The organism is Sulfitobacter sp. GN1-4, assembly GCF_055693825.1.
Window position 1 is genome coordinate 2,755,966 of sequence record NZ_JBVFUQ010000003.1, and the last position, 20,237, is coordinate 2,776,202.

The 20,237-nt window shown below is 60.3% G+C and carries 21 protein-coding genes and 3 pseudogenes; 15 read left to right on the top strand and 9 right to left on the bottom strand.

Translation table 11 applies throughout. The features are described 5' to 3' along the window. Window positions 1-29: 29 nt before the first annotated feature. On the bottom strand, window positions 30-737 hold the full coding sequence (locus tag ACZ1HM_RS14100) for an HAD family hydrolase (RefSeq protein ID WP_472743331.1): 708 nt from the start codon (window positions 735-737) through the stop codon (window positions 30-32). Beyond that, window positions 734-1,018 carry a DUF3572 domain-containing protein gene (locus ACZ1HM_RS14105; protein WP_472743332.1) on the bottom strand — a complete coding sequence of 95 codons (285 nt, stop codon included), beginning with the start codon at window positions 1,016-1,018 and terminating at the stop codon, window positions 734-736. The genes ACZ1HM_RS14100 and ACZ1HM_RS14105 overlap by 4 nt, the downstream gene beginning before the upstream one ends. Window positions 1,019-1,123: 105 nt before the next feature. On the opposite strand from ACZ1HM_RS14105, the gene ACZ1HM_RS14110 reads away from it, so the two are divergent. From ACZ1HM_RS14110 to ACZ1HM_RS14120, 3 genes and pseudogenes are all read left to right on the top strand, one after another. Then, window positions 1,124-1,819: a response regulator gene (locus ACZ1HM_RS14110; RefSeq protein ID WP_472743333.1), complete on the top strand. Its 696-nt coding sequence runs from the start codon at window positions 1,124-1,126 to the stop codon at window positions 1,817-1,819. Window positions 1,820-1,953: 134 nt separating this feature from the next. After that, window positions 1,954-2,525: pseudogene (locus ACZ1HM_RS14115) on the top strand (GGDEF domain-containing protein). Window positions 2,526-2,668: 143 nt separating this feature from the next. Next, window positions 2,669-3,595 (top strand): DMT family transporter, encoded by a 927-nt coding sequence (locus tag ACZ1HM_RS14120; protein WP_472743334.1) that lies wholly within the window; start codon window positions 2,669-2,671, stop codon window positions 3,593-3,595. Here ACZ1HM_RS14120 and ACZ1HM_RS14125 read toward each other — a convergent pair. After that, window positions 3,534-4,115, bottom strand: a complete 582-nt coding sequence (locus ACZ1HM_RS14125; protein ID WP_472743335.1) for a thiamine diphosphokinase — start codon at window positions 4,113-4,115, stop codon at window positions 3,534-3,536. The genes ACZ1HM_RS14120 and ACZ1HM_RS14125 overlap by 62 nt on opposite strands. A 242-nt stretch (window positions 4,116-4,357) precedes the next feature. On the opposite strand from ACZ1HM_RS14125, the gene ACZ1HM_RS14130 reads away from it, so the two are divergent. Then, window positions 4,358-6,943: a hypothetical protein gene (locus tag ACZ1HM_RS14130; RefSeq protein WP_472743336.1), complete on the top strand. Its 2,586-nt coding sequence runs from the start codon at window positions 4,358-4,360 to the stop codon at window positions 6,941-6,943. Window positions 6,944-7,521: 578 nt separating this feature from the next. Here the strand turns inward: ACZ1HM_RS14130 and ACZ1HM_RS14135 are convergent. The 3 genes and pseudogenes from ACZ1HM_RS14135 to ACZ1HM_RS14145 form a co-directional block, all read right to left on the bottom strand. Then, window positions 7,522-7,869: pseudogene (locus ACZ1HM_RS14135) on the bottom strand (alpha/beta fold hydrolase); the annotation flags it as partial. Between the two features lie 62 nt (window positions 7,870-7,931). Further along, complete coding sequence (locus ACZ1HM_RS14140; RefSeq protein ID WP_472743337.1) at window positions 7,932-8,153, bottom strand: DUF2842 domain-containing protein; 222 nt, start codon at window positions 8,151-8,153, stop codon at window positions 7,932-7,934. Window positions 8,154-8,168: 15 nt separating this feature from the next. Continuing rightward, window positions 8,169-9,462, bottom strand: a pseudogene (locus tag ACZ1HM_RS14145) (adenylosuccinate synthase). Between the two features lie 160 nt (window positions 9,463-9,622). On the opposite strand from ACZ1HM_RS14145, the gene ACZ1HM_RS14150 reads away from it, so the two are divergent. Next, complete coding sequence (locus ACZ1HM_RS14150) at window positions 9,623-9,835, top strand: hypothetical protein (RefSeq protein WP_472743338.1); 213 nt, start codon at window positions 9,623-9,625, stop codon at window positions 9,833-9,835. Between the two features lie 178 nt (window positions 9,836-10,013). On the opposite strand, the gene ACZ1HM_RS14155 is transcribed toward ACZ1HM_RS14150, so the two are convergent. Genes ACZ1HM_RS14155 through nthA form a run of 3 tightly spaced genes read right to left on the bottom strand, consistent with a single transcriptional unit; the run spans window position 10,014 to window position 11,613 of the window. Next, the gene (locus ACZ1HM_RS14155; RefSeq protein WP_472743339.1) at window positions 10,014-10,322 is read right to left on the bottom strand and encodes a nitrile hydratase accessory protein; all 309 of its coding nucleotides are present in this window, start codon (window positions 10,320-10,322) and stop codon (window positions 10,014-10,016) included. After that, window positions 10,319-10,999 (bottom strand): nitrile hydratase subunit beta, encoded by a 681-nt coding sequence (gene nthB, locus ACZ1HM_RS14160; protein WP_472743340.1) that lies wholly within the window; start codon window positions 10,997-10,999, stop codon window positions 10,319-10,321. Before nthB ends, ACZ1HM_RS14155 begins: the two co-directional genes overlap by 4 nt. Continuing rightward, a complete protein-coding gene (gene nthA, locus ACZ1HM_RS14165) occupies window positions 10,996-11,613 on the bottom strand; it encodes a nitrile hydratase subunit alpha (protein WP_472744625.1) in 618 nt (205 codons plus the stop codon). The genes nthB and nthA overlap by 4 nt, the downstream gene beginning before the upstream one ends. A 173-nt stretch (window positions 11,614-11,786) precedes the next feature. On the opposite strand from nthA, the gene secG reads away from it, so the two are divergent. The 10 genes from secG to ACZ1HM_RS14215 all read left to right on the top strand — a co-directional run bounded on the left by secG (window position 11,787) and on the right by ACZ1HM_RS14215 (window position 20,216). Further along, window positions 11,787-12,146 carry a preprotein translocase subunit SecG gene (gene secG, locus ACZ1HM_RS14170; RefSeq protein WP_472743341.1) on the top strand — a complete coding sequence of 120 codons (360 nt, stop codon included), beginning with the start codon at window positions 11,787-11,789 and terminating at the stop codon, window positions 12,144-12,146. 172 nt (window positions 12,147-12,318) lie between these two features. Beyond that, on the top strand, window positions 12,319-13,965 hold the full coding sequence (locus ACZ1HM_RS14175; RefSeq protein ID WP_472743342.1) for a CTP synthase: 1,647 nt from the start codon (window positions 12,319-12,321) through the stop codon (window positions 13,963-13,965). 273 nt (window positions 13,966-14,238) lie between these two features. Continuing rightward, window positions 14,239-15,018, top strand: coding sequence for a 23S rRNA (adenine(2030)-N(6))-methyltransferase RlmJ (locus tag ACZ1HM_RS14180; protein WP_472743343.1), 780 nt, complete (start codon window positions 14,239-14,241; stop codon window positions 15,016-15,018). Between the two features lie 216 nt (window positions 15,019-15,234). After that, entirely contained in the window at window positions 15,235-15,885 is a 651-nt protein-coding gene (locus ACZ1HM_RS14185; protein ID WP_472743344.1) for a hypothetical protein, read from the top strand. Window positions 15,886-15,894: 9 nt separating this feature from the next. Further along, window positions 15,895-16,332, top strand: coding sequence for a tellurite resistance TerB family protein (locus ACZ1HM_RS14190; protein ID WP_472743345.1), 438 nt, complete (start codon window positions 15,895-15,897; stop codon window positions 16,330-16,332). A 36-nt stretch (window positions 16,333-16,368) separates the two neighbouring features. Continuing rightward, the gene (locus tag ACZ1HM_RS14195; RefSeq protein WP_472743346.1) at window positions 16,369-16,809 is read left to right on the top strand and encodes a tellurite resistance TerB family protein; all 441 of its coding nucleotides are present in this window, start codon (window positions 16,369-16,371) and stop codon (window positions 16,807-16,809) included. Window positions 16,810-16,923: 114 nt separating this feature from the next. After that, the gene (locus ACZ1HM_RS14200; protein ID WP_472743347.1) at window positions 16,924-17,700 is read left to right on the top strand and encodes an ABC transporter ATP-binding protein; all 777 of its coding nucleotides are present in this window, start codon (window positions 16,924-16,926) and stop codon (window positions 17,698-17,700) included. Between the two features lie 26 nt (window positions 17,701-17,726). Continuing rightward, the gene (locus ACZ1HM_RS14205; protein WP_472743348.1) at window positions 17,727-18,464 is read left to right on the top strand and encodes a transporter substrate-binding domain-containing protein; all 738 of its coding nucleotides are present in this window, start codon (window positions 17,727-17,729) and stop codon (window positions 18,462-18,464) included. Between the two features lie 67 nt (window positions 18,465-18,531). Continuing rightward, window positions 18,532-19,413 (top strand): ABC transporter permease, encoded by an 882-nt coding sequence (locus tag ACZ1HM_RS14210; RefSeq protein ID WP_472743349.1) that lies wholly within the window; start codon window positions 18,532-18,534, stop codon window positions 19,411-19,413. Then, on the top strand, window positions 19,410-20,216 hold the full coding sequence (locus ACZ1HM_RS14215; protein WP_472743350.1) for an ABC transporter permease: 807 nt from the start codon (window positions 19,410-19,412) through the stop codon (window positions 20,214-20,216). The genes ACZ1HM_RS14210 and ACZ1HM_RS14215 overlap by 4 nt, the downstream gene beginning before the upstream one ends. Window positions 20,217-20,237: the final 21 nt, after the last annotated feature.

The following is a 20,237-nucleotide window of genomic DNA, read 5'->3' on the forward strand; positions in this document are numbered from 1 at the left end:
GTTCGCGACGGGAAGTGTCGTTTTTGTGGCTAGATCGCCGCCGCGCGCGCATCCAGCCATTCAGGCAGCGCGCTGATGTCCGCTAAAACCGCATCCGCCAGCGGGGCCAAGACCTCTTTCGGCGCGCCTCCGGTCAGCACCCCAATGCACCCCATGCCAGCGGCCCGTCCGGCCAACAGATCATGCGGGCTGTCGCCCACCATGATGACTTCCGCCGGCTCAAGCCCCATGGATTTGGCAAACGCCAACAATTGGCCTGGGGCCGGTTTGCCGCCGTAGCCAGAATCAAACCCGGCGATGAAATCAAAAAACGGGGTGGCGTCGGCCTGATCCAGATGCGCACGCGCCGGTGTTTCGGCGTCATTGGTAGCAACGCCAAGGTGTAACCCCCGCGCGCGCAGCTCTGCCAGCAAAGGCGCAAGCGGCGTTGCAGGTTGCTGCGGTGCGACGGCGGCCTCTTCATTAATCACACGCATTAAGGTGTCCAGAGTGAGCGATGGGAAATGCGGGGCCAAGGCCTGTGCGATTTCGCTGGGCGTGCCCGCAATGGCCACGCTCGTCGGGGCAAACTTGGCTGTGTCGAGATCAAAGTCGATGGCCTGCCCGGCGCGGCTGGCCATCGCGCGGTCCCCGCCTGCCAAACGCAAAAGCAACGCCTGCGCCCAGCTTTCCCAAGTTGCTGCGAAATCAAAGAGCGTGCCGTCTTTGTCAAAAAGGATGCCTTTGATCATGCTCATGTCCAGTTGACCTGTTCGCCACCCGGCAAGGCCGCGCGTGCCATCATCAATCGGTCATAAGGCAAAGCAATGCTGTCACAAAACGCCACGACCCAGGCATCATCCATCATCATAAAATCCAAGACCGCGCCCAGAAAAGCAGGATCCGTGGCGGAGGATTTCAGATCGGCCTCTGAGGCACCGGTGCTGCCCAGAAAAACGGGCAAGAGATCTTCGTTTGAGGCCAACCAAGCAAGCGCCTGAAGCGCAAGGGTTTCTGCTGCGTCTTGTGAATAGCTCACGCGAAACTTCCCAATTTACGTGTTTCGGAAACACTTTGTTAACCATTAGGACGAAAGACTAGGGCATGAAATACATTGGTCCCATTTCTTTCGTTTGAGTGACGCGTGCAAGGTGACGTTCTTATCATTGACAGTATCGCGACCAATCGCATTGCGCTCTGCGTCGCGCTCAAAAATGCGTTCTATCAGGTGGCGCAGGCCACCTCATTTACGCAGGCGCGCGCATCGCTGAAAGATGTCCAACCCGATCTGATCATCTGCGCCCAGTCTTTACCGGATGGGGATGCGGCAGGTTTCATCCAAGACCTCAGGCGCAAACCACATACGAAAGAGATACCCGTGATCGTTCTGGCGGCACAGGCGCGCCGCGCCGCCCGGATTGCAACGCTGGAAGCGGGCGCGCAGGACGTCATGCGCCACCCTGTTGACGAACAACTGCTGTTGGGACGCATCCGCAGCCTGATCAAATCCCACCACCAGAGTGCGGAATGGCGCATGCGCGAAGATACCTGCCAGGCGCTTGGCCTGGCTGAGGCTGCCGGCGACTTTGGCCATCGCGGCACGCACCTGCTGGTGGGCGAAGACAGCGCCGCGCTGTCTGAATATGCGACCGCCCTCTCCCAACGGCTGAAAGATCAGGTGAAGACGGCCCCCATTGATCAGATGATGGAACGTGTCACGACCGCCTCTCCCCCGATACGATTGTGCTGGTGCTGTCAAAAACCCCCGCGAAAGCCCGCAAAGAGTTGCGCAGCATCACGGCACTGCACGCCGCCCCGCGTGTGCGGGAAACCGGCGTGATTGTCCTGCAAACCGAAGCCGAACCAGCCTTGGGCGCAGAAGCTCTTGATCTGGGCGCGGACGATCTGATGACCGACGGTTTTGACGCCGCTGAACTCGCGCTGCGGATCAAGGCGGTCACGCGCCGCAAGAAAATGGGCGCGCAATTGCGGGCCAGTGTGCGCACCGGCCTGCAGGCGGCTGTCTTTGATCCGCTCACCGGGCTTTATAACCGCCGCTATGTTGTCCCCCACCTGTCGCGTATCGCGGCCCATGCCCAGACGACATCCAAGGGGTTTGCGGTGCTGGTGGCCGATCTGGACCACTTCAAAAGGGTGAATGATTCCTACGGCCACGCCTCGGGGGATGCGGTGCTGGTCGAAGTGGCGCACCGCCTGCGCCAAGCTGTGCGCAAGACCGATATGGTCGCGCGCACCGGGGGGAGGAATTTATCATCATCCTGCCCGGCACAACCCGGTCAGATGCCCAACGCATGGCGCAGCGCATCTGCGCGGGCATCTCTGACCAGCCCTTTACCGTACCCGGCAGTAGCGCGCCCATCAGGATCACCATCAGCGTGGGTGCCGCCCTGGCCAAAGGCGTTGATCTACAAGACACCGTGCCAGAGGATGTGGGCCGCGCCATCCTCGAACAGGCCGACGCCGCACTTTATTCAGCCAAGGGGCACGGCCGCAATCAGGTCCAGGTGAGTCGCCCCGCCGCCTGAGGGCATAGTTCCGCAGCGCTGTTCCCGATCATCCGACAAGGCGCGCACCATAACCCGAGCGGCAAACCTCAAACATTACGTGCATTTACGGAGGGCGCACAACTCATGCTTGCGCAGCACCCGTATCACAGATAGCCTCCCCCATGCTGCCAGACCGTCCCATTACCGGCATTACGCTGATGCTCGCGTTTTGCGTGATCGCCCCGATGGGCGACGCCATCGCCAAAATGCTCAGCAACGCTGTCCCCATTGGCCAGGTTGTCCTGCTGCGGTTTGCCGTACAAGTGGCGCTGCTGATCCCTCTGGTCTGGGGCAGCCAGCGGATGTGGCGTCTGCGCGGGCGCATCCTGTGGCTGGCGTGGCTGCGCACCTCATTGCACATCATTGGCATCGCCGCGATGTTCCTGGCGCTTCGGTATCTGCCGCTGGCCGATGCCATTGCCATTGTCTTTGTCCTGCCGTTCTTCATGCTGCTCTTGGGCAAGTTTGTCCTGAACGAAGAAGTGGGCGGGCGCAGGTTAATGGCCTGCGCCGTTGGCTTTGCCGGAACGTTGTTGGTGATCCAACCCAGCTTTCAGGCCGTGGGCTGGCCCGCGCTGATCCCGGTCTTTGTCGCGGCCAACTTTGCGGTCTTCATGCTGCTGACCCGTCAGCTGGCCAAAGACACCGACCCGGTTGGCCTGCAAGCGGTCAGCGGCGTGATGGCAATGGCGTTGATCATCCCGCTTCTCTTACTTGGCACAGCGGTGCCGATCCCCGCATTCCAGATGATCAGCCCAACACCGACGGAATGGATGTTGCTTTTGGCAATTGGCGTCTTTGGCACGCTTGCGCATCTGTCGATGACCTGGGCGTTGCGCTATGCGCCCTCGGCCACCTTGGCCCCGATGCAGTACTTGGAAATCCCCGTGGCCACAGCCATTGGTCTGGTGCTTTTTCAGGAACTGCCCAACGGCCTTGCCGCCTGTGGCATTATGCTGACCATTGCCGCAGGTCTATATATCATACTCAGAGAGCGGGCCATCGCGCAGCGTCAGGTGCCGACAGAGCCGACACCAACGCCGGCATGATCCGCCGGGGCAGGATCAACAACATCGCCGGGGCATCCACAGATATCTCCACCGCCCCCGTCGCCCGGTTTGAGGTGCCAATCTGAGTGAGCGGTGAAAACGCAATCCCATCAAGAGGCCAAGCCAGGCCATCGCTGTGCGCCGTCACGGGCCCCAGCGGGAACAGGGACACCGGTTCATCCGCAAGGGTCGGCAACCGGGTCCGGGGCGGGGCCAGACAAATCACCTCATGCGCGCCCAGCAAGATGCAGGGCCTGTCGGGGAATTTGGCAAGCGCGTGGAACACCGCCAACTGATGATCGACCCGCGCGCCCAGAAACCCCACGCCCAGCACCACGGGGGCAGAGATGCGGGTCAGGCATTTTTCAAAATCCGTGCTGTCCTGTTCTGAAATGCGGTGCTGCTGCGACTTGGGCACGGGGGCCAGTGCTGCGGCCGAGACGGAATCAAAATCGCCAATAACCGCATCCGGAACGACCTTTGCGGCCAGCGCCGCATCCGCCCCGCCATCTGCCGCCACACAAAGCGGTGCAAGCTTTAACGCGTTATGAATGTCCTGTGCCGTAGCTTCCCCCCACCAATGAGGGTAACCGGCGCGTTACTGGCAACAATTGAGGTCTTCATGTGGCAATTACTGCCCTTTTCGGAAACAGATCACAATCTCGTCACGAAATGATACGGTCGAGGGCACAGATTCGGGCCGCTTTGGTCTAGGATATCGTGGTAAACGGTCTCTTGCATAATCCAGAGGACGAGCATCCGATGATAAACAACAACAAGATCCTGACGGTCTCCTATGGCACCTTCTCCTGTACGTTGGAGGGGTTTGAAGATTCCTTTGGCACGATGAAAGCCATCGCGGAATATTTCCGGGATCTTGCGGCGGATGACCGCTACTTCGGTGCGGAACCCCCGCAGCCCGATGCAGAGATGCTGGCGCGGATTGCTCAAAAGGAAGTCGCCCGCCGGGTTGAGGCCCGCGAACAGGATGGCACCATTGTTCTGAGCGCGCTGGAAGACGGCAGTGCCGACGCCGCACCCGTGGCTGAGGATGCAGTGGCAGAGGATGCGGTATCAAAAGATGTTGTTGCTGAGGAAACCCCAGCAGCTGACACACCTGCGGCAAAGGCCGACAGCCCCGACGTTGCAGCCGAAGCCGAAGCTGAAGCCGATGCCCCCGCACCTGTGGAAGCTGCTGTAACAGATAGTGACGCTGACGTGGCCGCCGCGGATGTGGCGGTTGAAGAGGCTGTCGAAACACCAGCTTCCGCCGCCGTTGCCAAACCAGCGAAAGCCGCTGCGATTGCCTCCTTTGCCCCTGCGGTGGTCTCTGCGCTGGCCCATGATAAAGCAGATGCCGCCGAAGAGCCTGCAGTGGTTGACCTGTCTGAAGCGTCAGTGGCCGATGTTACCCCTGCGCCCGACGCCCTTGATGAGGCGATTGAGATCAGCCTGAGCCCTGAGGCACCGGCAGCGGATGACGCCGTGGCCGAAGACATAACCGACAAAGACATCACACCGGCAGAGACGGTGGTTGATGACGCCGATGTTGAAGACATCGTGGCTGATGCAGTGACCGAAAAAGAGGCAGCACCTCAAGCAGTTGACAGCGACGTGCCCGCAGCTGAGCAGGGCCCAACAGCCGCTGACATCGCTGCCATCCAGGCCGCTGTTGCCGCCAACCCCGCCAAAGCCGCGCCCATCGCAGAGGACGTCAACGACATCGTCCCGGGTCAGCCCGATGCTGAGGTAGAAGCGTTCTTTGCTGGCAAAACAGCCGAGGATGAGATTGAGGAGGCCGTCGCGGAAGACGCGTCCGAGGCACCCGAATCTCAGGCAGGCGCAAACGACATTGCCGCCAAGCTGCAGCGCATCCGCGCCGTTGTGGCCCGCCACGAAGAAACCGACGAAGAAGACGACTACCTCGAAGACGAGCATGCGGAAACCAAGGCCTCTCCTGCCGTGGAACGCTCCGCTGCGCTGATCGAAGAGGTCCGCGAGGAAGCGGAGAACGCACTCAGCATTGATGACGCAGCGGATGCGGCGGATGCGGCAGAAGCTGCCGCAGATGATGCCGACGACGTGGCCAGCATCCTCAGCCGTCTTGAGAGCGAAGTGCCCGTCGCCGAAGCCCCCGCGCCGCAGGAGACCCCTGCCGCACAGGCGCAAGCCGTGACTGAGGACGAAAACCTCTTTGAAGGCGACAGCACCGATGAAAGCCCTGCCGATGAGCCGGTTCAGGTGCTCAAGGTCAAGCGCGCGGATCTGGAAGCCGCGATTGATGAAAGCGATCTTGAAGAGGTGGCCGAGGACGCCGCGGAAGCGGTTGAGGACAAGCCCTTAGGTTTGGATGATCTGGCCCCCGCAAAAAGCGACAAAACAACGCTCAGCCCAGAAGACCAGGCCGATCTGGCTCGTGAGCTGGCAGAGCTGGAAGCCGACATCAAATCGGAACAAGCCGATGCGGATGACACAGCATCAGACGCAGTTGAGACGCTCGCCGCACAAACAGCGGACGTGACAAAAGACACTGCAGAAGACACCGCCGATGACGATGCCGCCCTGGACGCGATTGCCGCCAGCATTGAGGCTGAGCCCACGCCCGCCGATGAGACGCCAGAGCCTGCAACCGCCGGTGAGGGCGACGATGCAGCGCCCGGTCGTGGCCGCCTGCCATCGCTTGACGCCGACAATGTTGACGTGAACCGCCTGCTGGCTGAGACAGATCAGCAGCTGGACGAGCCGGAAAGCGCGGACCGCCGGAAAGCCTTTGAACATCTGCGCGCCGCAGTGGCCGCGAAAAAGGCTGACGCGACGATTGACGCCGAAGAAGCCTTGCGGAAATCCGACAACGCCTACCGTGACGATTTGGCCGAGGTTGTGCGCCCCCGTCGTCCCAAGGCGAAAGAGGGCCGCACGTCCCGCCCAGATGAAAGCCGTCCGGCCCCGCTGAAACTGGTGGCCGAGCAGCGGATTGATGTGGAACAGCCCAAGGCCTCCGGCCCCGTGCGCCCTCGCCGGGTGGCCGCGATGGCAGACATGCAGTCCGAAGGCGACGGCGAAAGCTTTGTACAATTTGCAGAAGAGGTTGGCGCGACCACCCTGCCGCAGCTGTTGGAAGCAGCGGCAGCCTATCTGTCCTTCGTTGAAGGCCGCGAACAATTCTCACGCCCACAGCTGATGACCAAGGTGCGTCAGGCCGGCGGGGATGAGGGCTTTAGCCGCGAAGAAGGGCTGCGGTCCTTTGGCCAGCTGTTGCGCACCGGCAAGATCGAAAAGATCAAAGGCGGCCGCTTTACCGTGTCAGACGACATTGGTTTCCGCCCAGATGAGCGTGCCGCTGGATAAGCGTTTTCGGTTTGTAATGATTGACGGGGCGGTGCCATGGGTGCCGCCCCTTTTACGTCCGCCCTGCAAACTGGTCGGTCGCGGCGCGGATCCGCTCCCGCATTGCGTCCGACAGTGACGAATGATCGCTGCCGCCCAAAACATCCAACCTGCCAGCAGGCCAAATCTGCGCCAACTCCCAGTGCGCTGCGCAGCGGGCAGGACGGGTCAAAGCGGCTGTGGATCATGACCCCCGGCAGATCTTGGATCAGATGCATGTTGTCATGCACATGTCTGTCTTCCCGCCACATGAAGTTGCGAAAGTAATGTGTGACCACCCGCGCAAATCCCAACCGGAACGCAGGATCTGCAAAGGGACCTGTGGCGGTCTCAAGGGTCTGTTCGAAAATGCCGATCTCCCAGCGGCACCACCTGTCGGCAGCCGCCTGGGCCCGCGTTGGATCCAACAGCGCATCGCCGTAGGCAGCAATCAACGCCCAGGTGTCCGCCGCCTCCGGCGCAAAGGCGGTGAAATCGGCATAGGCTTCGGGAAAGAAGTTGCCGACATCCTCATAAAGCCACAACAGCTCCCGCCGCCCGGTTGTCGCAACCCCCGACAGCACCAGCGCAATCACCCGGTCAGCATGAGCCTGCGCATAGAGCAGCGCCAATGTGGTCCCCCAGGACCCCCCGGCAACCAGCCAACGGTCAATCCCCAGATGGCGGCGCAAAAGCTCCAGATCATTCAGCAAATCATCCGTGGTATTGTGATCAAGTGCGGCGACATCCTCAGCCGCGGCAGGCAGGCTGCGCCCTGCCCCGCGCTGATCCAGCAAGATCACGCAATACCGCGTCAGATCAAAAAGCGCGTAATGCCCCGGCTGACACCCCGACCCCGGCCCGCCATGCAACATGATGGCCGGTGTGCCGTTAGGGTTGCCTGCCATCTCCCAATAAATCTGGTGCCCACCCGGCACGGCAAGATGCCCGCGATCCAGCAGGGGCGGCGTCACTTTTCCGCGTCCGGGTCCGCTTGGCCGACGCCTTTAAAGATGGATTTCAGCGGGATGACCCAGACAATGCCCAAGGCCACGAATATCGCCAGCTCCACCAACAGCGGTGGCCGGTCAAACATCTCAACCACGTTGACCGCGACGATCACATAAAGCGGCATCGCCACCAGCAGGATCACCAAAGACCACCGTTTGCGTGCCTTGTAGCTCAGCGCCATGTCAGCCCCTCATGATCAATCCGAGAATGGGTCCGTCACAAGGATTGTGTCCTCGCGCTCGGGTGAGGTGGAAAGTAGGGCAACCGGACAATCGATCAACTCTTCCACCCGGCGCACGTATTTGATGGCCTCCGCAGGCAGATCCGCCCAAGAGCGCGCGCCTTCGGTTGATTGCGACCACCCCGGCATTTCCTCATAGATCGGGGTGCAGCGAGCCTGCTGATCTGCCGCCGTGGGCAGATATTCCAGTGCGCTCGCCGTCCAGATCATAGCCCACACAGATCTTCAGCGTCTCAAACCCATCCAACACGTCAAGCTTGGTCAGCGCGATGCCGTTCACACCCGATGTCGCGCAGGTCTGGCGCACCAGTACCGCATCAAACCACCCGCAGCGGCGCTTGCGCCCGGTGGTGGTGCCAAATTCATGACCGCGCTCGCCCAGGCGCTGGCCGTCGTCGTCCAGCAATTCGGTGGGGAACGGGCCTTCGCCTACGCGTGTGGTATAGGCTTTCACAATCCCCAACACATACTCAATAGAGCCCGGCCCCACGCCCACACCCGTGGCCGCCTGACCTGCGATCACATTCGACGAGGTCACGAAAGGATAGGTGCCAAAATCAATGTCCAACAGCGCCCCTTGCGCGCCTTCAAACAGGATCCGCTCGCCCCGTTTTTTGCGTTCGTTGAGCACCTTCCACACTGGTGCCGCAAAGGGCAGGATCTGCGGCGCGATCTCTTGCAGCAGGCCCAAAAGCGCATCGCGGTCCACCGGCTCAAGCCCAAGCCCCCGGCGCAGCGCGTCGTGATGGACCAACGCGCGGTCCACCCGCAAAGCCAGCGTCGCTTCATCCGCCAGATCCGCCACCCGGATCACCCGGCGGCCCACTTTGTCCTCGTAACACGGGCCGATGCCGCGCCCGGTGGTGCCGATCTTGGCCACGGTGTTTTGGTTCTCACGCGCCCGGTCCAACTCCCCATGAAACGGCATGATGAGCGGTGTGTTTTCCGCAATCATCAAAGTCTCAGGCGTGATCTCCACCCCCTGGGCGCGCAGGGTCGCGATCTCTTTCATCAGGTGCCAAGGGTCCAGCACCACGCCGTTGCCAATCACACTCAGCTTGCCTGCGCGCACCACACCTGACGGCAGGGCGTGTAATTTATAGACCTCACCATCAATCACCAGGGTATGGCCCGCATTATGCCCGCCCTGAAAGCGCGCGATCACATCGGCGCGTTCTGACAGCCAATCTACGATCTTGCCCTTTCCCTCGTCGCCCCACTGGGCGCCGACAACAACGACGTTTGCCATGATGATCAATCCTCTGAGAAACTTCGCGCCCCTCTTACCCAGATGCTGGGCCGCGCGAAACTGGAAAACGCACCCTTCGCACGTTTCTTGCCCCCGCTGATGTGATGGACTTTTGCAAAAGACTTGCGCAAACTGCCCCCAATCCTTCAGGAGCATGATCATGGGCCGCACACCGGGCAAAACCGAAGACTTCCAGAAGTTCTACTTTGACAAGGTCGCCACAGGAGAGGGCTGCGGCTGTGCTGAGCGCATCATCGACACCCATGAATTCAATCGCCTCGCAGGCACGTCGCGCGTGGTCACATCATGGATACCGCGCAAAGGATCGTTCAAACGCTTCCTGCGCAAGGCAGGGATCTACAGCCGCCCCTAAGGCTGGGGATCTAGGACGCGCCCGCCGACGGCCCCGCCAAAAAACCTCTCCGCACCCGCAATGAGCGCCGAAATCCACCGCCCATCGCTTCATCTTTCCCTTAAAACTCAATTCAACCCGTGCCGCTTAACGCCCCCGTCCACGTTCAAGCGCCCAGCCATTCCACAATAAAAACAGCTCACGTCAGCCGCACAGGATCCCCATGGGCCGTGCGCAGATAGGCCGCCTCCCAAGCGTCGCGCAATGCGGCAACCTCGGTTGGTGCCGCCATCCCGATCTCGGCCAGAAACTGCTCCAGCGTTTCCAGCCAAGCCGCGAAATAATCCTCGCCCCCGTTCAACGCGCGCGCCACCCCGTGCCGCTGCAATGTCGCTCCGAACCGGTCAGCCCAGGCGGACCAGCTAAAATGCCCCGCCTCATTCAAATGAACGGTCAGCGCAAAGACCTGCGCGTGCCAAGGCGCTTCAAAAACCGGTTCAGGTTTCATGGCGCAGGCAGCAAATAGCTTTGCCACATGTCGACAATAACCTCGTCCTGTGGATGCTCAGGATGCGCCCAAAGCGCAGAGGCCGCAAAAGCCACCGCATAAATCGGCTCTGCCGCTTCGCCCAACCCATGGGCATGGGCGTCAGGCAGAATATGGCTGCCGTGATGGCGCAGGATCCGGCCCTCTGCCCCGGCGATATAGGCAGGCAACCGGGTATGCCCGCCGGGCACCTTGGCATTCTCGGCCTGCGGCCGCGCGATCACGCGCTGCCCTACCGAAAAGGCCGCCGCAAGGTCGCTGGGCCGGTCCACCGGCCCGCCTTTGGCCAAGACCTCCGCCACATCTGAGGCGCGTAGCGCCCGCTCCGCAAGGTCGCTGGGCGATGGCTCAGCCTGCCCTGCAAGTTCTGCACGGCTGACAACCCCCTGCTCCACCAACAGCATCGCCAGCCCGCCCATCCATTTTTCATAATAGCTAAAGCGCGCGTAATCAGGCGGTGCCAACCGCTCGCGCGCATGCCGCGAGATGTCCAGGTTCCACTGCCCCAAACTGCCGCAGGCCAGCGTCAGGGCCAGCGCACGCTTGTGCCAGTCTTCGTGGAATACATCACCGTCTTCAGGCTCCGGCACCACGGCCCCATCGCCAAACCGCCCCCCCATGTCATGCGGGCGCGTCATGCCCGGCCCGCCAGTGCTGTGCCGATCATGCTGTCGCGGCTGACAAGCGCCATCAGCGCCTCTTCATCCATCCCTTCCGTGCCCGCAGGGCGCTGGGGAATGACCAAATACCGCATCTCAGCGGTCGAATCCCAGACCCGCACTGCCACATCCGCCCCCAGGCTCACGCCAAACTCAGCCAACACCTTGCGCGGCTCACGCACAGCACGGGCGCGGTAGGCGTCTGATTTGTACCAGCCCGGCGGGATGCCCAACAGCGGCCAAGGATAACAGCTGCACAAGGTACAAACGACCATGTTATGCTGGGTTGCGGTATTTTCCACCGCAACCATATGCTCACCCTGACGGCCATAAAATCCCATCTCAGAGACAACAGCCGTCGCATCCTCCAACAAAGCCGCACGAAACGCGGGATCCGTCCATGCCCGGGCCACAACGCGCGCGCCGTTGCGCGGCCCGATCTTATTTTCATAGGTGTCGATGATCTCATCGAGAGCGGCAGGATCAATCAATCCCTTCTGCGTCAACAACGTCTCAAGCGCTTTGACACGCAAAGCGGGGTCAGGGGGCAACAGGGCGTGCGGGTCATCATCATGAGAATGGTCATGGGGCATGGCCAAAGACTGCCCCAGCCCGCGCGTCTTGTCCATCCGCTGTCCACCCGCGCCCGTCCTGCCCCCCAGCGGCGGTTGACGCGAATAGCCGGCCTGCGGCGCTCTTCCGTCTTGCCCCCTTTGGCAAAGATGCATAGATAGCGCCAAACGGACAACGAAAGCTGCACCGACCCATGGAAAACGTCGTTCTTATCATCCACCTTTTGCTGGCCCTTGGGCTGATCGTCGTTGTGCTGATGCAGCGCTCTGAGGGTGGCGGCCTTGGCATTGGTGGCGGCGGCGGAGCCGTCTCGGGCCGGTCTGCGGCAACTGCGCTGACCAAACTCACCTGGCTTTTGGGGGCCGCGTTCATCGTGACATCCATCACCTTGACCGTGATCGTGGCGCAGCAATCCTCGGGTGCATCTGTGATCGACCGTCTGGGCGTGACACCGCCTGCGGCCACACCAAGCGATACTGAGGTGCCATCGGGCGATCTGTTGTTGCCACCGACCGCTGACGACAATGCACCGCTGGTGCCCTTGGGCGACTAACATCTGACACCACCCGTTGAGGTTTTTGGAGGGCAAGCAACAGGATGTTGCGGGCTGGGCTTGCCTCCGAACACCGAATCCTGTTATTCTTTAACCCCGTGAGCAACGGATTTTTGCCGTCGTTCGGGCGGGTTTCCCGCATAAGTATTGGTTCACGGGGGTCTTCTGAGACATGGCGCGCTATATTTTCATCACCGGCGGTGTGGTCTCTTCTTTGGGAAAGGGATTGGCCTCAGCTGCCTTGGGGGCCTTGCTCCAGGCCCGCGGCTTTTCGGTAAGGCTGCGCAAACTTGATCCCTATCTGAACGTTGACCCCGGCACGATGAGCCCGTTTGAGCATGGCGAGGTTTTTGTCACCGACGACGGCGCTGAGACGGATCTGGATCTGGGGCACTACGAACGCTTTACCGGCGTGCCCGCCCGAAAGACGGATTCCGTCTCCTCCGGTCGGATCTATTCCAACGTCTTGGAAAAAGAGCGTCGCGGCGATTACTTGGGCAAAACCATTCAGGTGGTGCCGCATGTGACCAATGAAATCAAAGATTTCATTGGCATCGGCGATGATGAAGTGGATTTTATGCTGTGCGAAATCGGCGGCACGGTGGGCGATATTGAGGGCCTGCCCTTCTTTGAGGCCATCCGCCAGTTCAGCCACGATAAACCGCGCGGCCAATGCATCTTTATGCATCTGACGCTGCTGCCCTATCTGCAAGCCTCGGGTGAGCTGAAAACCAAGCCCACCCAACACTCCGTCAAAGAGCTGCAAAGCATCGGCATCGCCCCCGACATCCTGGTGTGCCGGTCCGAACAACCCATCCCGGAAAAGGAACGCGAGAAAATCGCACTTTTCTGTAATGTCCGCAAAGAGGCGGTGGTGGCCGCCTATGATCTGAAATCCATTTATGAGGCCCCGCTGGCCTATCACGCGCAGGGTCTGGACCAAGCGGTCCTGGACGCCTTCAACATCTCCCCCGCACCGCGTCCAGATCTGAGCGTTTGGCACGATGTGGCAGACCGCATTCATAACCCCGAGGGTCAAGTGCGGGTGGCGATTGTCGGCAAATACACCCAGCTGGAAGACGCCTATAAATCCATCGCCGAGGCGCTGACACACGGTGGCATGGCCAACCGGGTGAAGGTCAGGGTGGAATGGGTGGACGCCGAGATTTTCGACCAAGGCGAAGACGTCGCCCCCCACCTGGAAGGCTTCAACGCCATCCTGGTGCCCGGCGGCTTTGGCGAACGCGGCACAGAAGGAAAGATCAAGGCCGCCCAATATGCCCGCGAAAACCAGGTGCCTTATCTTGGCATCTGCCTGGGCATGCAAATGGCGGTGATTGAGGCCGCGCGCAACGTGGCGGGCGTCAAATCCGCAGGCTCTGAAGAGTTTGATCACGAGGCCGGCAAAAGACGCTTTGAGCCGGTTGTCTATCACCTCAAGGAATGGGTGCAGGGCAACCACAAGGTTGAGCGCAAGGTCAGCGATGACAAAGGCGGCACCATGCGGCTTGGAGCCTATGACGCGGTGCTGACCGAAGGTTCTCGGGTCGCTGAGGCCTATGGCACCACCAGCATCGATGAGCGCCACCGCCACCGCTACGAGGTTGATATCAAATACCGCGATCAGCTGGAAAAGGCCGGTCTGACCTTCTCCGGCATGTCCCCTGACGGCAAACTGCCAGAGATCGTGGAATGGTCAGACCATCCCTGGTTCATCGGCGTGCAATTCCACCCCGAACTGAAATCCAAACCCTTCGCGCCTCACCCCCTGTTCAAAGACTTTGTGCGCGCCGCCAAAGAGATGTCGCGCCTGGTCTAGCGCGCCACTGCTCAAAGGCCTGACGCCGAACGCAAACTTGTCCTAAATCCAGAACGCAGCGCTTTGCGTGATTGAACGCAAAGGGTGCCACGTGCAGCCTCTGTGGAAAAATTATAAGGGAAAGATGAAGCGACACCGTCCCGCTTCATCTTTCCTCTAAAACTCAAAAGCAACGTAGGCCCCGCGCACCCCGATACCTGGGGCGCACAGCGGATAGAGGCATCCTTGCGCAATTCGCTTGCATCCCAGGCGCGGCCCAAGCACATCTGGCCCATGCTATCCTACCAACACGCCTTTCATGCGGGCAATCTGGCTGATGTCCACAAACACGCACTGCTGGCGTGGATGCTGAGTTATCTGACCCGCAAAGATAAACCGCTTAGCTATATTGAGACCCACAGTGGCCGGGCGCTGTATGATTTGGGGGATGCGGCCGCGCTGAAAACCGGCGAAGCGGCGCAGGGCATTGAAAAGGGCATCGGGTGGTTTGATGCGGCCCACCCCTATTTGCAAGTGCTGCAGGACATTCGGCAAGAGCATGGGCCGCGCAGCTACCCTGGCTCTCCGATGATTGCCGCACATCTGCTTCGTGAGACGGACAGCCTGCACCTGGCCGAGCTTCACCCACAAGAGCATGCCGCGTTAACGCTCGCGATGTCACCCTTTGCCGCAAAAATCTACCAGCAGGATGGTTTTGCCTTGGCCCATACGCTCACCCCGCCCACCCCGCGGCGGGGGCTGTTGTTGATCGATCCCAGTTTTGAGGTCAAGGACGACTACAAGACCATTCCGCGTCATATCGCCAAATACGCCAAGGCCTGGAATGTGGGGATCATCGCGCTGTGGTATCCGGTGCTGACCAATGGCGCGCATCATCCGATGCTCCGCGCTCTTACACAGGACCACCCTGAAGCATTGCGCGCGGAGGTCCGCTTTCCACCGGCCAAGCCGGGCCACGGGATGGTGGGATCGGGGCTTTTTGTGATCAATCCACCCTACGGACTGGCAGAGGAAGCCAAACGTCTGTCTGACAAGTTTGCGCGGTTGAAATAGCGTGGCGTGCGTTTAGCTCGGCACATGAGGTGGCACGCAGGCTCGCCCACGTCTGCTGTTAGGAACACTGTCAGCGCTGCTGGTTCCTGTGCACCTACCCGAAATCTCTCATAAGCGCCGGAAAATCTGCCAAAGAGATGGGCACGCGGATCGCATTTGCGCCGCGCATCCACACTTCTAGGGTGCGCATTGCAAAACTTGTGCTAACCTTTGCACATGAGACCACTGTTTGCTGCATGTTTCGCCCTGCTTCCCGGTGCCGCTCTGGCCTGCGGGGCCCCGGTTTGTCTGGTTGATCCAGACAGCCTCAGCCTGCCCCGCGTCATCACCTTTGAAGACGTCAGCAGCGGCATGGGACCGGGGCGCTATATCCCAGATGTGCTCAAACTTGACGGGGCCAGCTTTGGGGAACGCTTCATGGGCCAAAACCTAAGCCCGGAGGGCGCGCACGACCGCGTCAGCGGCAGCGCATTTGGGCCGCTCACCATGATGCCCGGGGCCAAGGGGGAAAACCTGTCGGTCGTGAAATTTTACGGTGAGACGGTGATCAACGGCTTTGGCCCCGCGGGCTTTCCCAGACGCGAGGCTCAGGGCGAAGGGGCCATTGCCGTGCTTTTTGACGAAGACCAATCCGCCCTGGCCTTCGATCTGCGCGGGGGCGAGGATGGCGTCGCCTATGTCAGTTTCTACAGCCGCGACGGCGCGCAGGTGGGGGTGGTGCCAATCTCGCCAACTGGAGAATTCGCCGTTGGCTTCTTGCGCAGCACCGGTCAGGCCGATCTAGCAGGCTTCATCATCACCAACCAAGATCCTCAAGGCCTTGCCATTGATACGATACGGTTTGGAAAAATCCCGGACCTGAGTTAACCCTTTCGTATGTTTGAACGTCTCTTCCCGCGCCGCGCACCTGCGCCGGCCCCGCTGCCCCAACCCAATGCGCAACTGGCCTTGGGTGCGCTTTTGGTCCGTGTCGCTTTTGCCGACCGCAATTATCACCCCGGCGAAATTGGCCAGATCGACCGCATCCTTAGCCACACGTTCGATATTGGTCCGATCGACGCGGCCAAGCTGCGCGCCACCTGCGAAGCGCTGGAACGCGATGCGCCTGAAACGCCCGAGTTTGCGCAGATCCTGCGTGAAGAAGTGGATTATGCCGACAGGCTTGCCTTGGGGGCCGCGATGTGGAGCGTTGCACAGGCCGACGGGCATATGGACAGCAGCGAAGAGGCCCAGTTGCAAGAGATCGAAAAAGCCCTTGGCCTGACCGACATTGACATCGAAGCGCTTCGGATTGCGGCCACTGGGTCTGGGTGACTTGGCCTTTTCCCGCGGGCTGACTATATCCGGTTCATGTTTGGTGATTTCCTCAAACGGCTGACAGAGCCGGACCCCGCCCCGCTGCCCGATACCGACGCGCGTCTTGCGCTGAGCGCGCTTTTGGTGCGTGTCGCCCGGTCTGATAACCACTACGCCCAGTCCGAGCAGGAGATGATCCGCGACATCATCATCACCCGTTACGGTCTTGGCCAGGACGACGCGGCAGCCTTGCTGAAAGATGCCGAAACCCTGGAAGGCGAAGCCCCGGACACGGTCCGCTTTACCCGCGCGATCAAGGACGCGGTGCCCTATGATCACCGGCTGGGTGTGATAGAAGCCTTGTGGAAAGTGGTTTTGGCCGACGGTGCCCGGTCGGATGAGGAAAACGCATTGCTGCGACTGATTGCCAGCCTTTTGGGTGTCACGGACGCCGACAGCGGCATGGCGCGCCAGCGGGTGCAAAACGCCTCTTAACCGCGCAAATTCTTTCTTGACCTAGCGTGAGCTGACCCCAGCGCACCCGATCTGCATTGCAATTGGTGTGAAACTGCCGCTTTATACCTCTTGGAATCAGGAAGAGACCATTCAGTGACAACCACACGCCCGGTGATCCAAATCAACGGCTTGCACAAAGCCTATGGTGCTTTGGAAGTCCTCAAAGGCGTTAGCCTGACTGCAAACCGGGGCGAGGTTATTTCGCTCATCGGCTCGTCAGGGTCCGGCAAATCAACCCTGCTGCGCTGCTGCAACCTGCTGGAAGACAGCCAACAGGGCGAGATCTTGTTCAAAGGCGAACCGGTCACTTGGAAAGGTGACGGGCATTTCCGCCGCCCCGGCGATGCCAAACAGGTCATGCGCATCCGCACCAACCTGTCGATGGTGTTCCAGCAGTTCAATCTGTGGTCGCACATGTCCATCTTGCAAAACGTGATGGAAGCCCCGCTGACCGTCTTGAAACGCGACCGAGCCGAGGTGGAGGCCGCTGCGCGCAAATACCTTGAAAAGGTTGGCATCAGCGACAAATGCGACGTCTATCCCGCGCAGCTATCGGGTGGGCAACAACAACGGGCGGCGATTGCCCGTGGGCTGTGCATGGAACCCGAAGCGCTGCTTTTTGACGAACCCACCTCAGCGCTGGATCCAGAGTTGGAACAAGAAGTGATCAAGGTGATCAAGGACCTGGCCCGCGAAGGCCGCACCATGATCATCGTGACCCACGACATGAAGCTGGCCGCGGATGTGTCAGATCACGTCATCTTTCTGCATCAAGGATTGATCGAAGAAGAAGGGCCGCCTGAGACGTTGTTCGGCGCGCCCAAATCAGAACGCCTGCGCGGGTTCTTGTCTGCAACCCTCGCAACGTAACCAACCGAAAAACGGGAGTATCACCAATGAAAACACTTGTCCTTTCCGCCGCAGCACTGGCGATGACAGCTGGATTTGCGCTGGCAGACGGCCATGCGAAAACCATCCGTATGGGAACTGAGGGGGCCTACCCTCCCTACAACTTCCTCAATGACGACGGCGAAGTTGACGGCTTTGAGCGCGAAGTCGGCGATGAGCTTTGCGCCCGCGCTGAGCTGACCTGTGAATGGGTGCTCAACGATTGGGACAGCATCATCCCCAACCTGACATCAGGCAACTACGACACGATCATCGCAGGCATGTCCATCACCGACGAACGTGACGAAGTAATTGATTTCACACAGAACTACATCCCACCAGCCTCTTCTGCCTTCGTGGCGAAATCCACAGATGCAGATCTGGAAGGCGGCATCATCGCGGCCCAGACGAACACCATCCAGGCGGGCTTTATCGCGGAATCCGGTGCGACATTGCTGGAATTTGCCACCTATGACGAAACCGTTGCTGCGGTCATGTCAGGCGAAGCGGATGCGGTTTTTGCCGACAAAGACGCCCTGGCCCCGACGGTTGAGGAATCCGGTGGTGAGCTGACCTTTGCAGGCGAAGACGTGCCTCTGGGCGGTGGCGTTGGCATGGGTCTGCGCGAAAGCGACGCTGAGCTGAAAGCGAAGTTCGACGCCGCGATCACCTCCATGAAAGAAGATGGCACGCTCAATGCCGCCATCATCAAGTGGTTCGGCGAAGACGCTGCCGTCTACGAATAAACCCCTCAGACGGGGGCGGTCACATCCGCCCCCGTTTTTTTGCGCCCCTCAGCCCGAGACCCTATAGATGTTCACCTACTGCGCTGACCCTGACACGTTGGAAGGGCTGACCTGGCTCAGCTGCTATCTGACGACGGGCAAGCACATGGCGTTCTATTCGGCCTTCGGCACGGTGTTGCTGCTGTTGGCTGTCACAGCGCCCACGGCCCTCGCCTTTGGCTTTGGCGGCGCGATGGCCGCACGGTCGCGGCTGATGCCGCTGCGCTGGTTTGGCAAAGGCTACATCGCTGTTGTGCGCGGCGTGCCGGACATCGCGTTCTTTTTGTTCTTCGTGATCGCTCTGGATCAGGGGATCGAATACCTGCGTCACAAATGGAAATGTCCCGACTGGGATGAACCTATCCGCCAGGGCAGCGATTTTATCGTGTGCCAAGCCGCCAAAATGCCCCTGGGCAGCGCGCCGCAAACCGTGCATGAGGCTTACGGATTTGCGCTGGCGGTGCTGACCTTTGCCATCGTTTTTGGGGCCTTTGCCGCAAATGTTCTTTTTGGGGCCATGCGTGCGGTGCCGCGCGCCCAGATCGAAACGGCAGAGGCCTACGGCATGTCACCGCGCCAATCCTTCTGGCGCATCACCGTGCCGCAAATGTGGGTCTTTGCCCTGCCGGGCCTCAGCAATCTTTGGATGGTCCTGATCAAGGCGACACCGCTTTTGTTCCTGCTGGGCGTCGAAGACATCGTCTATTGGGCCCGCGAACTGGGCAGCGCCAAAACGCCCCGCTTCACTGACTATCCGCATCCCGACTGGCGGGTCTGGTATTTCCTGGCCTTGCTGATCTTCTATCTTGCCTTCACGCGCGTGTCCGAAGTTGTCCTTGACCGGCTCATGCTGCGTCTGACCCGTGGCCAGGCCACCCTGGCGGGCGAAGCGCAAAGGAAAACGGCATGAGTTGCTGGCAAACGATCCAGGACTATGGGCTGCGATCGCTTGGCTATGGCGAACGGCTGTTGCCGCGCGAAGGCTTCACGCTGTGCGAACAAGTCACGCTCATCGGCTCAGGTATGCTGTGGAACATCTACTTTGGCACTGTCGCCCTGTGTCTGGGCTTTTTCCTGGCCACGGCTGTCGGTGTTGGCAAAGCCAACGCCAACCCGCTGATCCGCAAACCAGCTGAATGGTTTATCTTTCTGTTCCGAGGCTCACCGCTCTTTATTCAGTTCTTCTTTGCCTACTTCCTGTTTCTAAGCCTTAAGCAAGTCTCACCGATCTTTGACCCCCTCTCAGCTGCGTGGATGGGCGCGTTGATTGTGCTGTTTCTGAACACCGCGGCCTACACGGGTGAGATTTTCTACGGCGCGCTGCAATCGGTGCCCAAAGGCGATATTGAGGCGGCAGATGCTTACGGCCTAACCGGGTGGTCCCGGTTTCGGCGGGTGATCTGGCCCACCATGCTGCGGCTGGCCTGGCCCGCCTATACCAATGAGGCGATCTTTCTCTTTCACGCCACCACGCTGGTCTATTTCAGCGGCTTTCCCGCACTGCAACAGCGCGCCGATGCGCTTTATTATGCGCAGTATTTCGCGGACAAGACATTCAACCCCTTCGTCCCCTATCCGATCCTGGCGGGGTATTTCATCCTGCTGACCCTGATCATTATCGGCCTCTTTGGGCTGGTGAACGGACGGCTAAACCGCCATTTGCCCAAATCTGAGACACCAAAATTGCGCTTGCGTCCCAACCTGATCAGGTAGTATCAAAATTTGATCAAATTA